Annotated in this window: 1 protein-coding gene; it reads left to right on the forward strand. The window is 62.7% G+C overall.

Features of this window, described 5'->3' with window-relative positions:
• Positions 1-16 precede the first annotated feature (16 nt).
• On the forward strand, positions 17-15,571 hold the full coding sequence (locus ATI02_RS03575; protein ID WP_100845443.1) for a non-ribosomal peptide synthetase: 15,555 nt from the start codon (positions 17-19) through the stop codon (positions 15,569-15,571).
• Positions 15,572-15,580 lie beyond the last annotated feature (9 nt).

The raw sequence follows: 15,580 nt of genomic DNA on the forward strand, positions 1-15,580 counted from the left end.
ATCCGGATGCTAAGAAATGAATGCTGAAGACTCCTTGAAACTTGCTCGCCGGTTTATCGGGTTGCCCCTGGAAAAGCGCCAGATGTTCCTCGCGGCCCTGCAAAAGGAGGGCGTGGATTTCGCCCGGTTCCCGATCCCCGCCGGGATCGAGGCCGAAGATCGCCAGGCGTTGTCTTACGCGCAGCAACGGATGTGGTTTCTCTGGCAACTGGACCCGTACAGCGGCGCCTACAACTTGCCGGGTGCGGTGCGCCTGAGCGGGCGGCTGAATCTGCCGGCACTGGAGCAGGCGTTTGCTGCACTGGTCGCCCGTCATGAAACCTTGCGCACGGTGTTCCAGCGGCAGGCGGATGACAGTCTGAGGCAAGTGCCGGCCACGGCGACCTTGAACATCCGTCACGAAGATTTCAGCGCGCTGCCGGCCGCTGAACGCGAGGAGGCGGTCGTTCGTGCCGCCGAGCAACAATCGGTGTTGCCGTTCGATCTGGCCGTCGGGCCGTTGCTGCGGGTCACCTTGCTCAAACTCGCCGAGCAGGAGCACGTATTGCTGCTGACCCTGCACCACATCGTTTCCGACGGCTGGTCGATGAACGTGCTGATCGACGAATTCATCCGTTGCTATGATGCCTTTGACGCCGGCCAGCCACCGGCGCTGGCAGCGCTGCCGGTCCAGTACAGTGATTACGCGCTGTGGCAACGGCGTTGGCTGGAAGCCGGCGAGCAGGCGCGGCAACTGGAATATTGGCAGGCGCAGTTGGGAGATGAGCACCCGGTGCTGGAATTGCCGCTGGACCATTCGCGCCCGGCCATGCCGAGCTATCGCGGCACGCGCTATGAGTTTGCCGTCGACGGTCAATTGGCCGAGCAACTGCGCGCCACCGCGCAACAGCATCAAGTCACGTTGTTCATGTTGTTGCTCGGCGCGTTCAATGCGCTGCTGCATCGTTACACCGGGCAGACCGACATCCGTGTCGGCGTGCCGATTGCCAACCGCAATCGCGCCGAGATCGAAGGCCTGATCGGTTTCTTTGTAAACACCCAGGTGCTGCGCACCAAACTGGACGGTCAGACCCGCGTCGATGCGTTGCTGCAAGCGATCAAAGAGACGGCGCTCGGCGCTCAGGCACATCAGGATCTGCCGTTCGAGCAACTGGTTGAAGCGCTGAAACTGGAGCGCAGCCTCATTCACACGCCGCTGTTCCAGGTGATGTACAACCATCAACCGCAGGTGGCCGATATCGCCGCCCTCAGCACGGCCTCGGGCCTGGTGCTCGACAGCCTCGAATGGCAAAGCCGCACCACGCAGTTTGACCTGACACTCGACACCTACGAGAAGGGCGGCAAGCTTCACGCTGCACTGACTTACGCCAGCGATCTGTTCGACGCGCCGACCATCGAACGGATGGCGCGGCACTGGTTGCGCCTGCTCAAGGCAATGGTTGCCGATCCTGCGCAACGCATTGGCGAACTGCCGTTGCTGGACGCGGATGAGCAGCACACGCTGGTGCATGCCTGGAACGCTACAGCAGCGGTTTATCCGAGCGGGCAGCCGATTCATCAATTGATCGAAGCCCAAGTGGCGCGCACCCCGAATGCCCCGGCACTGGTGTTCGCCGAGCAAACCCTGAGTTATGCGCAACTGGAGGCCCGGGCCAACCAACTGGCTCATCTGTTGCGTGAACAAGGCGTGCGGGCCGACAGTCTGGTGGGCATTTGCGTTGAGCGGTCGCTGGAAATGGTGATCGGCCTGCTGGCGATTCTCAAGGCCGGCGGTGCCTATGTGCCGCTGGATCCGCAATACCCGCAAGAGCGTCTCGCCTACATGGTCGAGGACAGCGGCATCACTTTGCTGCTGACCCAGAGTGCGTTGCTGGCGTCGCTGCCGACGGCAGGGGTGAACGTCATTACCCTCGATCAGGAAGCTGACTGGCTGGATCGCTACAGCGAAGGCCGTGTCGATGTGCTCGTCGACCCGTTGAACCTCGCGTACGTGATTTACACCTCCGGCTCCACCGGTAAGCCGAAAGGCGCCGGCAACAGTCATGCGGCACTGGTCAACCGTTTGTGCTGGATGCAGGAGGCTTACGGGCTGGATGCCAGCGATTCGGTGTTGCAGAAAACCCCGTTCAGCTTTGACGTGTCGGTCTGGGAATTTTTCTGGCCGCTGCTGACCGGCGCGCGTCTGGTCGTGGCCGCACCGGGTGCGCACCGCGATCCATCGCTGTTGATCGAAACCATCAACTGCTACGGCATCAGCACGCTGCACTTTGTCCCGTCGATGTTGCAGGCGTTTATTCATGAGCCGGGCGTCGAGGCTTGTGCCGGCCTCAAGCGCATTGTCTGCAGCGGCGAAGCGCTGTCGCTGGATGCGCAACTGCAAGTGTTCGCCAAGCTGCCGAACGCCGGGCTCTACAATTTGTACGGCCCGACCGAGGCGGCCATCGATGTCACCCACTGGACCTGTGTCGACGAAGGCGCCGACAGCGTGCCGATCGGTCGGCCTATCGCCAACCTGCGCACGCATGTGCTCGACGCCGAACTGTTGCCGGTGCCGAGCGGCGTGGCCGGTGAGTTGTATCTGGGCGGGGCAGGGCTGGCGCGCAGTTATCACCAGCGTCCGGCGCTGACTGCCGAGCGTTTTGTACCGTGCCCGTTCCACGACGGCGCGCGCCTTTACCGCACCGGTGACCGGGTGCGCCAGCGTGCCGACGGCGTCATCGAATACCTCGGGCGTCTGGATCATCAGGTGAAGTTGCGCGGCTTGCGTATCGAGTTGGGCGAAATCGAAACCCGCCTGATGCAGCATCCGCTGGTACGTGAGGCCGTGGTGCTGGTGCAGGGTGGCAAACATCTGGTCGGCTATCTGGTGCTGGAAACCGCTCAGGCAGACGAACAATGGCAACAGGACGTCAAGGCCTGGCTGCTCGGCAGCCTGCCGGAATTCATGGTGCCGACCTACCTGCTGACGCTGGACAGGTTGCCGGTCACTGCCAACGGCAAGCTGGATCGCAAAGCCTTGCCGCAACCGGATGCCGCGCCACAGCAAGCCTTCGTCGCGCCGCAGGATGCCATGCAAAAGGCCCTGGCGGCGATCTGGGAAGACGTGCTCGGTCTGCAGCGCGTGGGTGTGGAAGACAACTTCTTCGAGCTGGGTGGCGATTCGATCATTTCGATTCAAGTGGTCAGCCGCGCGCGGCAGGCCGGGATTCGTATCAGCCCGCGCGACCTGTTCCAGTATCAGACTGTGCGCAGTCTGGCGCTGGTCGCGATTCTCGACAGCCACAGCTCGGTGGATCAGGCGCCGGCGACAGGCGAGGCTTTGTTGGGGCCGATCCAGCAGCAGTTTTTCAGCCGGGCGATGCCGCAGCGTGAGCACTGGAACCAGTCCCTGTTGTTAACCCCGCGCGAGGCGTTGAATGCTCAGTGGCTCGACATGGCATTGACCAATGTGATCAATCACCACGATGCCTTGCGTCTGCGTTTTGTCGAGGGCGTCGACGGCTGGCAGCAAGCGTACGCTGCACAGGTCGAACGCGCTGACGTATGGCTGCGCACGGCCGAGACGACCGCGCAACTGAGCGCCCATTGCGACGAGGCCCAGCGCAGTCTGGATCTGGCCAACGGGCCGCTGTTGCGCGCGGTATTAGTGACCATGGCTGATGGCAGTCAGCGCCTGTCGCTGATCCTCCATCACCTGGTGGTGGACGGTGTGTCGTGGCGCGTGTTGCTGGAAGATCTGCAGCAAGCCTACGAACAACTCGCGGCGGGCGGTGGTGTGCAATTGCCGGCCAAGACCAGCGCGTTCCAGAGCTGGACGGCGCGCCTGAGCACCGAGGCTTCGCGCTTCGACGATCAACTGGATTACTGGAAAGCCCAGCACGACACCGCGCAGGATCTGCCGTGCGAACGCCCTGAAGGCAGCCTGCAAAACCGTTTCGGTAAAAAGATCGAATGGCGTCTGGACGCCGAGCGCACTCGCCAATTGCTGCAACAGGCACCAGCGGCCTATCGCACGCAGGTCAACGATCTGCTGCTGACGGCATTGGCGCGCATAATCAGTGGCTGGAGCGGTCAGCCGGGCACCCTGATCCAACTGGAAGGCCATGGCCGTGAAGACCTGTTCGACGACATTGACCTGACGCGCAGCATCGGCTGGTTCACCAGCCTGTTCGCCGTCAATCTGGTGGCAGCCGAGGACCTCGAAGGTTCGATCAAGGCGATCAAAGAACAACTGCGCGCGGTACCGGACAAAGGTCTGGGTTACGGCGTGCTGCGTTACCTGGCAGCGCCGTCGGTGCGCGAAGAACTGGCTGCATTGCCTGCGCCGCGTATTACCTTCAACTATCTGGGGCAGTTCGACCGTCAGTTCGATGAGCAGGCGCTGTTGGTGCCGTCCACCGAGTTTGGCGGTGTCGCCCAGGATCAACAGGCGCCACTGGATAACTGGTTGACGGTCGAAGGCCAGGTCTATGGCGGCGAATTGAGCCTGAGTTGGGGTTTCAGCTCGCAGATGTTCGATAGCGCCACTGTGCAAATGTTGGCTGACCGCTACGCCGCAGAACTGATTGCCCTGATCGAGCACTGCTGTGCCCTCGACACCGCGCAAGTGACGCCATCGGACTTCCCGTTGGCGCGCATCAGCCAGGCGCAACTGGATGCGTTGCCGGTCGCCGCCGCCGTTATCGAAGATGTTTATCCGCTGTCGCCGATGCAGCAGGGCATGTTGTTCCATACCCTGTATGAACCGCAGGTCGAGGCGTACATCAGCCAGATGCGACTGGACATTCAGGGCCTCGATCCGCAGCGTTTTGCCGACGCCTGGCAAGCGGCGCTGGCGCGTCATGATGTGCTGCGCAGCAGCTTCCACTGGCAAGGTCTGGACAGCGCTCATCAAGTGATCAGCCGTCAGGTGCAATTGCCGCTGCAGGTGCTGGACAACACTGACACCGATGCGCTGGCCGAGACTGAGCGGGCGCAGGGTTTCGAACTCGACTGCGCGCCGTTGCTGCGCCTGAAATTGGTACGCACCGGTGCCAATAGCTGGCACTTGATCTACACCAGCCATCACATCCTGATGGACGGCTGGAGTAACGCGCAACTGCTCGGCGAGGTGATTTCGCACTATGCCGACGCGCATTCATTGCCGGCACCGGTGGGGCATTACCGCGATTACATGGGCTGGTTGCAGCAGCAATCGGCAGACGCTGGCAAGGCGTTCTGGAACGCTGCGCTGGCGCCGTTGCAAGCGCCGACACTGCTTGCCGATGCCGTGCGTGCGCCCGTGGCTGGCCACGGCACAGACGAGCATCGCGAGGTGATCGACGCAGCCGCAACGCGGCGTCTGGGCGAGTTCGCCCGTCAGCAGAAAGTCACCCTCAACACGTTGCTGCAAGCGGCCTGGAGCCTGTTGCTGCAACGCTACACCGGGCAGGACTGCGTAGCGTTCGGCGCGACAGTGGCCGGTCGTTCGGCGCCGCTGCCGGGCATCGAGCAGCAACTGGGGTTGTTCATCAACACCTTGCCAATAGTGTGCAACCCGCGCCCGGATCATCGCGTCGGGGAGTGGTTGAGTGATCTGCAGGCGCAGAACCTGGCCCTGCGTGAATTCGAGCATGTGCCGTTGTACGACATTCAAGGCTGGGCAGGGCAGCAGGGCTCGGCGCTGTTCGACAGTCTGCTGGTGTTCGAAAACTTCCCGGTGGCCGAGGCGCTGAAACAGGGCGCACCGGCCGGGTTGACCTTCGGCAACCTGCATAACCATGAACGCACTCACTATCCGCTGACGCTGGGCATTGAACTCGGCGCCACGCTGAGCCTGGAGATGAGCTACGACGCCGCGCGATTCAGCGCCGCCCAAGTACACATGCTCTGCGCCAACCTGCGCCACTTGCTTGAGCAATTGATCACCAACGTCACCGCTTGCCTCGGTAACCTGACGCTGCTCGATGCTGCTGCCACGCACACCATGCTCGCCCATTGCCAGCTGCCAGCGCCGCAATTGCAGCACACCGGCCTGGTGCACGAGCGCATTGCCGCGCAGGCCAAAGCCACACCGCAGGCACTGGCCGTGCAGTGCGGTGAACAGCGCCTGAGCTATGACGAACTGAACCGCCAGGCGAATCGCCTCGCTCACCGTCTGCTGGCCAGCGGTGCAGCACCGGGCAAACGCATCGGTCTGGCGCTGCGTCGTGGCCCGCAAATGATCGTCAGTTTGCTGGCCGTGCTGAAGACGGGCGCCGCTTACGTACCGCTTGATGCCAATTACCCGGCCCAGCGTCTGGCCTACATGATCGAAGACAGCCGTGTCGATCTGCTGCTCGATGAATCCGCTCTGCTGCAAGACGTGCCGCTGCCGGCAGGTCTTGAACATTTGCACCTGGGCGAAATCATCGAGACGCTGGGCGCTTATCCGGACAGCGATCCGCTGAATCACGCCACGGTCGATGACTTGGCGTACTTGATCTACACCTCGGGTTCCACCGGCCAGCCAAAAGGCGTGGCGATTGCTCACGGGGCGCTGCGCGAGTTCTGCCAGACCGGTGCCGAGTATTCGGCGCTCACTGCCGATGATCGCGTGCTGCAATTTGCGACCTTCAGCTTCGACGGTTTTGTCGAGCAGTGCTACCCACCGCTGTGCGTCGGTGCGACGCTGATCATGCGAGGCGATGAACTCTGGGACGTCCTGCAACTGGCGGACGAGATCGTCGGCCAACGCGTGACCCTGGCGGACTTGCCGGCGGCTTACTGGTTCTTGCTGGCGCGTGAATGCGCTGGCGGCAACATCGCCAGCCTGGGCCGGTTGCGTCAGGTTCACGTCGGTGGTGAAGCCATGTCCGTCGAAGGCCTGCGCCTGTGGCACGAGGCAGGTTTGAGCCACGTGCGCTTGCTCAACACCTACGGGCCGACCGAGGCGACGGTGGTGTCCAGTGTGCACGACTGCCGCTTGAGCGATGCCAGCGACAGTTTCGGTATTCCGATTGGCCGGGCCATTCCCGGCCGCGCGTTGTACGTACTCGACAGCGCCGGGCAATTGCTGCCAGCCGGTGGTGTCGGCGAATTGTGCATCGGCGCGAGCGCCTGTCTGGCGCAGCAGTATTTCGATCGTCCGGCCCTTACCGCCGAACGCTTCCTGCCGGATCCGTTTGCCGCCGAGGCGGGGGGGCGTCTGTATCGCAGCGGCGACCTCGCCCGCTACAACGAAAACGGCGATCTGGAATACGCCGGGCGGATCGACCACCAAGTGAAGATTCGTGGCTTGCGCATTGAGATGGGGGAAATCGAAGCCTGTCTGCAAGCGCAGGAAGGCGTGCACGCCGCCGCAGTCATCGCTCAGGATTTCCCGGGGGGCGCACAACTGGTGGCTTATGTAGTGCCCGAAGCAGGCACCGAGCCTGCGACCGCGCAGGCGCAGTGGCTGGGCTCGCTCAAAGCTTCGCTGCAACAAGTGCTGCCCGATTACATGGTGCCGGCGCACCTGCTGTTGCTGGACGCGTTGCCCTTGAACAACAACGGCAAACTGGATCGCACCGCGCTGCCGAAAGCCGAACTGAACCAGGATTTGTGCGCTTATGCCGCGCCGCAGACCTTGCTGCAGGTGCAACTGGCGCAGATCTGGGAAGCCGTGCTGGAGTCCGGCGTGGTGGGGCTCAACGATCACTTCTTCGAACGAGGCGGCCACTCGTTGCTGGCCACTCAGGTGATTTCCCGGGTCCGCCAGACGCTCAAGCTCGATGTGCCGATGCGCACCCTGTTCGAGCAGCCGACGCTGCAAGCCTTTGCCGCCGCCTGCGCGACCCTGCAACACAGCGAAACTGTGCCAATGCTGGCGTTGCCGCGCGGTGATGCACTGGCGTTGTCTTATGCCCAGGAACGTCAGTGGTTCCTCTGGCAACTGGAGCCGGACAGCGCCGCTTACCACGTGCCAAGTGCGCTGCGTTTGCGCGGTGCGCTGGACATCGGCGCATTGCAGAACAGCTTCAATCAACTGGTGGCCCGTCATGAGCCGTTGCGCACCACGTTCCGTCAGGACGACGAACGCACCGTGCAGGTGGTTCATGCGCAGGGACAATTGACGATTGAACAACACCGCCTCAACACCGAAGAGGGTCCGGCGAACTGGGTGCAGGCGCAGATCCGCCAACCGTTCGATCTGTTGAACGGGCCACTGCTGCGCGTCGCTCTGCTACGGATGGCGGCGGATGATCATGTGCTGGTGATCACTCAGCACCACATCGTTTCTGACGGCTGGTCGATGCAAGTGATGGTGCGCGAACTGATGGCGATGTACGCCGCAGAATGCGCTGGACAACCGCTCGAACTGGCAGCGCTGACGCTGCAATACGCCGATTTTGCCCAGTGGCAACGACAGTGGATGGACGCTGGTGAGCGTCAGCGTCAACTCGATTATTGGATGGCTCAACTCGGCGGCGAACAACCGGTGCTGGAGCTGCCGCTGGACCATTCGCGTCCGGCGGTGCAGAGCTATCGTGGCGCGCGGCTGGATGCGCGGCTGGAATCCGCGTTGAGTGCTCAATTGCAGGAGGTTGCCCGACGTGAGGGGGTGACGATGTTCATGCTCTTGCTGGCCTCGTTCCAGACTCTGTTGCACCGCTACAGTGGTCAGGACGATATCCGCGTCGGCGTGCCGATTGCCAACCGCAACCGCGCTGAAACCGAAGGCCTGATCGGCTTCTTCGTCAACACCCAGGTGATGCGCGCACAGTTTGCCGGCGACCTGAGTTTCCGTGATTTGCTGGCACAGACTCGTCAGGCCGCAATGGGCGCCCAGGCGCATCAGGATCTGCCGTTCGAGCAATTGGTCGAAGCGTTGGCGCCGCAGCGTAGCCTGAGCCACAGTCCGTTGTTCCAGGTGCTGTTCAACCACCAGCGCGATGCCGCGCCGGTCACCGATGTGGCGGGTTTGCGCATCGAAGGCCTGCCGTGGAACAGCGGCACCGCACAATTCGACCTGACCCTGGATACCACAGAAACCGCCGCCGGGCTGATGGTCAGTCTGACCTACGCCAGCGATCTGTTCGAGGCGACGACCATCGCGCGTCTGTTCGAACACTGGCAGGCATTGCTGCGGGCGGTTGTCGCTGCACCGCAGCAGGCGATCGCCGCGTTGCCGATGCTCGCCGCGCAGGAGCGTCAGCAGATTCTCGAAGACTGGAACGCCACTGCCACCGAGTACCCGCTACACCAGAGCGTGCAGCAGTTGATCGAAGCGCAGGTGCTGCGCACGCCGGATGCCATGGCGCTGATATACGCCGATGAATGCCTGAGCTACGCGCAACTCAATGCCCGCGCCAACCAGTTGGCGCACAAGCTGATGGCGCTGGGTGTCGGACCTGAAAGCCTGGTCGGCATCGCCGCCGAACGTTCGATCGAAATGGTCGTCGCGCTGTTGGCCGTGCTTAAGGCCGGGGGCGCCTACGTGCCGCTGGACCCTGAATACCCGCAGGATCGCCTGGCCTACATGATCGAAGACAGCGGCGTCCAGCTGTTGCTGACTCAGGCGCATCTGCTTGATGCCTTGCCGGTGAGCGGTCAGGTACAAACCCTGTTGCTCGAGGCGTCGCTGGAGGGCTTCGCCAGCCACAATCCGGAAGTGGCGGTCACGGGTGAAAACCTTGCCTACGTGATTTACACCTCCGGCTCAACCGGCAAACCGAAAGGCGCTGGCAACCGTCATGTCGCCCTGACCAACCGTCTGTGCTGGATGCAGCAGGCCTATGAGATCGGTGCGGGCGACAGCGTGCTGCAAAAGACCCCGTTCAGCTTTGACGTGTCGGTGTGGGAGTTCTTCTGGCCTCTGATGACCGGCGCACGTCTGGTCGTCGCAGCCCCGGGCGATCACCGCGATCCGGCAAAACTGGTGGCGCTGATCAACCGCGAACACATCACCACGCTGCACTTTGTGCCATCGATGTTGCAAGCCTTCTTGCAAGACGCCGAGGTCGGCACCTGCACCAGCCTGCAACGCATCGTCTGCAGCGGTGAAGCGCTGCCGGCAGACGCGCAACAGCAAGTCTTCGCCAAACTGCCAACTGCCGGTCTGTATAACCTCTATGGCCCGACGGAAGCGGCCATCGATGTAACGCACTGGACGTGTGTGGAGGAGGGCCGCGACAGCGTGCCGATCGGTCAGCCGATTGCCAACCTCGGCTGCTACATCCTTGACGATAACCTTGAGCCGGTGCCGACCGGTGTGCTCGGCGAGTTGTATCTGGCGGGCGTTGGTCTGGCGCGCGGCTACCACCAGCGTCCGGCGCTGACCGCCGAACGTTTTGCGGTCAGCCCTTTCGGCGCCGGCGAACGGATCTACCGCACCGGCGACCTGGCACGCTACCGCGCCGACGGCGTGATCGAATACGCCGGCCGAATCGACCATCAGGTCAAGCTGCGCGGCCTGCGTATCGAACTCGGTGAAATCGAAGCGCGTCTGCTCGAACACGCCAATGTCCGAGAAGCCGCGGTGTTGGTGATCGACGGCAAACTGTTGACCGGTTACGTGGTGCTGAACGAAGACAGCGCGGACTGGCGCGACACCTTGATGCGTCATCTGCACGCCGGACTGCCGGAATACATGGTGCCCAACCAGTGGCTGAATCTGCCGCAGATGCCGTTGAGCCCGAATGGCAAACTGGATCGCAAGGCGCTGCCGAAACCGCAATTGGGTGCAGACACGGCTGAATACATCGCGCCGCGCAATGAGCTGGAACAGCGCATTGCCGCGGTGTGGGCCGATGTGCTGAAACTGCCACGAGTAGGCTTGGCCGATAACTTCTTTGAACTGGGTGGCGATTCGATCATTTCAATTCAGGTGGTGGCCCGTGCCCGTCAGGCCGGCATCCGCTTTACCCCCAAAGACTTGTTCCAGTACCAGACCGTCCAGGCACTGGCGGGTGTCGCGACGCTAGGCGATGGCGCGGCGCAAATCGATCAGGGCGCGGTCAGTGGCGCCACGCCGTTGCTGCCGTTCCAGCAGTGGTTCTTCGCGGCTGAGATTGCCGAGCGGCATCACTGGAACCAGTCGGTGATGCTCAAGCCGGCCGTGAGCATTCAGGCAAATGTGCTTGAGCAATCCTTGCAAGAACTGGTCGCGCATCACGATGCCTTGCGCCTGTCGTTCACAGAAACGGCCAGCGGCTGGACCGCAAATCATCACGCAGCAACGGTGCAACACACCCTGCTGATGCAGGCTTGTGTCAGCGATGAACAACAGTTGCAGGCCGCCTGCCTGGCGGCGCAACGCAGCTTCGATCTGGCTCAAGGCCCGCTGTTGCGTGGCTTGCTGGTGAGCCTGGCCGATGGTTCGCAACGCTTGCTGCTGGCGGTGCACCACCTGGTGGTGGACGGAGTGTCCTGGCGGATTCTGCTGGAAGATTTGCAAGGCGCTTACCAGCAGCGCATCGACGGCAAGCCCCCGCTTCTGCCGGCCAAGACCAGTGCCTTCAAGCACTGGGCCGAACGTTTGCAGGAGCACGCGCCACAACGCGCTGGCGAACTTGAGCTGTGGCGCGCACAACTGGCTGATGCGCCCGTCGACCTGCCGTGCACCCATCCACAGGCCAGCCTGCAAAATCGTTACGCACATACCGTCGAGACGCGCCTCGATCAAGTGCTGACCCGACAACTGCTGCAACAGGCACCGGCGGCGTATCGCACTCAGGTCAATGACCTGTTGATGACCGCGCTGGCCCGAGTCATCTGCCGCTGGACGGGGCACGCCTCGACCTTGATTCAGTTGGAAGGGCACGGTCGTGAAGACCTGTTTGACGACCTCGACCTGAGCCGCAGCGTCGGCTGGTTCACCAGCCTGTTCCCGGTGCGCCTGACCCCGGCCGCGTCACTTGACGGTTCGATCAAGCAGATCAAGGAACAGCTGCGGGCGATTCCCGACAAAGGCCTGGGCTTCGGCGTGTTGCGTTACTTCGGCGATGAAGTGACCCGCCGTGAGCTGGCGGCGCTGCCGACACCGCGTATCACCTTCAACTACCTCGGGCAGTTCGACAGCCAGTTCGATGACGGCGCACTGTTCGCCCCGGCCAGCGAAAAGGCCGGCGACGAACAGAGCCCGTTGGCGCCGCTGGGCAACTGGCTGGAACTCAACGGTCAGGTCTACGGTGGCGTGTTGAGCCTGGGCTGGACGTTCAGCCGCGAAATGTTCGATGAAACGACCATTCAACGTCTGGCCGATGAGTACGCGGTCGAACTGGCGGCGCTGGTCGAGCATTGCTGCGCCGCGCAGAACGCCGGCATCACGCCGTCGGACTTTCCGTTGGCGTCGCTCAACCAGCAACAGCTCGACGCCTTGCCGGGTGCCGATGTCGATGACATCTACCCGCTGTCGCCGATGCAACAGGGCATGTTGTTCCACAGCCTGTACGAACAAGGTTCGGGTGATTACATCAATCAGATGCGCGTCAGCGTCGAAGGCCTGGATCCCGAGCGTTTGCGTCAGGCCTGGCAGGGCGCGGTCGACCGCCATGCGATTCTGCGTACGCGGTTCGTGTGGATCTCCGAGCAGGAACAGCCGCTGCAAATCGTCCAGCGCCAGGCCGAGTTGCCGTTCAGCCTGCAGGACTGGCGAGGTCGCGCTGACTTGCCGTCGGCCCTCGACGTGCTGGCGCAAGAGCAACTGCAACAGGGCTTCGACCTGTTGCAGGCACCGTTGCTGCGTCTGGTGCTGGTGCGCACCGATGATGACCGCCACGAAATGATCTACACCAGCCATCACATCCTCATGGACGGCTGGAGCAACTCGCAGTTGCTCGGCGAAGTGATGCAGCGCTACGCCGGTGCAACCCCGGCCGCGCCGCTGGGCCGTTATGGTGATTACATCGGCTGGCTGCAGCGTCAGGACGGTCAGGCCAGCGAACGCTTCTGGACTGAGCGTCTGGCCGACCTGGAGGAACCGACTCACTTGGCCCGCAGCTGCCTGGATACGCTGGCGACCGCTGGCCAGAGCGGTTACGACCAGCAAACCCGATGGCTGGACCGTGAGCAGACGCAACGTCTGGGCGCGTTCGCCCGTCAGCACAAGGTCACCCTCAACACCGTGGTGCAGGCCGCCTGGTTGCTGCTGTTGCAGCGTTACACCGGGCAATCGACCGTGGCGTTCGGCGCTACGGTCGCCGGGCGTCCGGCCGAGCTGCCAGGCGTCGAGCAACAGGTCGGTTTGTTCATCAACACCTTACCGGTGATCGCCACCCCGCGTGTCGAGCAACCCCTCGGTGAGTGGTTGCAAACGGTGCAGGCGCTGAACCTGGCCATGCGCGAATTCGAATACACGCCACTGGCAGACATCCAGCGCTGGTCGGGACAACGTGGCGAAGGCTTGTTCGACAGCCTGCTGGTGTTCGAGAACTACCCGGTGTCGGAGGCGCTGAATAACGGTGCGCCGCAAGGCTTGCGTTTCGGCCAGGCGTGCAGCCAGGAACAGACCAACCTGCCGTTGACAGTGCTGGTAGATCTGAGCGACAGCCTGTCGTTGCAATTTGCCTATGCCCGGCAACATTTCAGCGCTGCGCAGATCGAGCAGATAGGCGGCCACTTGCAGCACCTGTTGCAGCAAATGGCCGACTCGCCGGCGCAACGTCTGTTGGCCGATCTGAGTGTGTTCGATGCCGCGCAGCACCAAGCGGTGTTGCAGGACTGGAACCGTGCACCGGCCAGCTTTGCGCAAACCCGCACCCTGCCACAACTGATCGAAGCACAAGTGCGTCGGGCGCCGCAGGCAATTGCCGTGAGCCTGGGCGAGGAACAGTTGAGCTACGGCGAACTCAACGCCCGTGCCAACCGCCTGGCCCATGCCCTGATCGCACGGGGCGTCGGTGCCGATGTACTGGTCGGTCTGGCTGCCGAGCGTTCGATCGAAATGGTCGTCGGCCTGGTCGCCATCCTCAAGGCCGGTGGCGCTTACCTGCCGCTGGATCCGCAGTACCCGGCCGAGCGCCTGCAATACATGATCCAAGACAGCGGCATCGCCTTGCTGCTGATGCAGCCGGGGGTGCTCGATCACCTGGCGGTGGCCGACAGCGTCGAAACCCTGCTGCTGGGTGATGACAGCCGCTGGCAGGATCAATTGGCAACCGATCCGCAGGTCTGGGCCGACAGCGCCAGCCTCGCTTACGTGATCTACACCTCGGGCTCCACCGGCAAGCCGAAAGGTACGCTGCTGGCTCACGACAACGTGCTGCGTCTGTTCGAGGCCACGGACCCTTGGTTCAGCTTTGGTGCTGAGGACCGCTGGACGCTGTTCCACTCGTACGCGTTCGACTTCTCGGTCTGGGAAATCTTCGGCGCACTGTTGCATGGCGGGCGTCTGGTGATCGTGCCGCACAGCGTCAGCCGCTCGCCGCAGGAGTTCCATGCGCTGCTGTGTCGCGAGCGCATCACCGTGCTCAACCAGACGCCGTCGGCATTCAAGCAACTGATGCAAGTCGCCTGCGACGCACCACAGGATGCGCAACTGTCGCTGCGTTACGTTGTGTTTGGCGGTGAAGCGCTGGAAGTGCGCAGCCTGCGTCCATGGTTCGAACGCTTCGGCGACGCTGCGCCACAACTGATCAACATGTACGGCATTACCGAAACCACGGTTCACGTGACTTACCGTCCGTTGACCCTGGCCGATCTCGAACAGGATGCCGGCAGCCCGTTGGGCGAACCGATCCCGGACCTCGGCTGGTACGTGCTCGACGCCGACCTGCGACCGGTGGCGAAGGGCTGCATCGGCGAATTGCACGTCAGCGGCGCCGGTCTGGCACGCGGTTATCTCAAGCGTGCCGACCTCAGCGCATTGCGTTTCGTGCCTAACCCGTTCGGTGACGACGGCGCGCGGCTGTACCGCACCGGTGACCTGGCGCGCTATCGCGCCGATGGCCGGATCGAGTACGCCGGACGCATCGACCATCAAGTGAAGATCCGTGGTTTCCGTATCGAGCTGGGGGAAATCGAGGCGCAATTGTTGGCGCTGCCGCAAATCCGTCAGGCCGTGGTACTGGATCAGCCAGGCGCCGGTGGCGTGCAACTGGTCGCGTATCTGGTGGCCGATCAGTCGGTCGAACTCGATCAACAGGGCCAATGGCGTGAGCACCTGCGCCAGGCGCTCAAGCACAACCTGCCGGATTACATGGTGCCGGCGCACTTGGTACTGCTCGACAGCCTGCCGCTGACCGCCAACGGCAAGCTCGACCGCAAAGCCCTGCCGCAGCCGGATGCCAGCCTGCTGCAAAACACCTACGTGGCGCCTGAAAGCGAACTGCAACAGCAGATCGCCGGGGTCTGGGCCGAGGTGTTGAAGCTGGAGCGAGTCGGCCTGACGGACAACTTCTTCGAACTCGGCGGCCATTCGCTGCTGGCCACTCAGGTGGCCCTGCGTTTGCGTGAGTTGTTGGGCTTCGAAGTGCCGTTGGCCAGCCTGTTCGCCAGTGCCGATCTGGCGGCTTTCAGCGAGGCCATACAAACCCTGCAACCTGATTTGCAGCCCGTTCATGATGTTTTGGCTAAATCCTTGGAGGCTCTCAATCGTTTATCAGCAGATGAACTTGAAAAACTGATTTCCTGAGAGGACCAC

The organism is Pseudomonas baetica (assembly GCF_002813455.1).
Taxonomy (GTDB): domain Bacteria; phylum Pseudomonadota; class Gammaproteobacteria; order Pseudomonadales; family Pseudomonadaceae; genus Aquipseudomonas; species Aquipseudomonas baetica.

What these genes read in the sequence shown, in the direction of transcription:
- ATI02_RS03575 (WP_100845443.1), top strand. Translation starts at nt 17, where the DNA reads ATGAATGCTGAAGACTCCTTGAAACTTGCTCGCCGGTTTATCGGGTTG.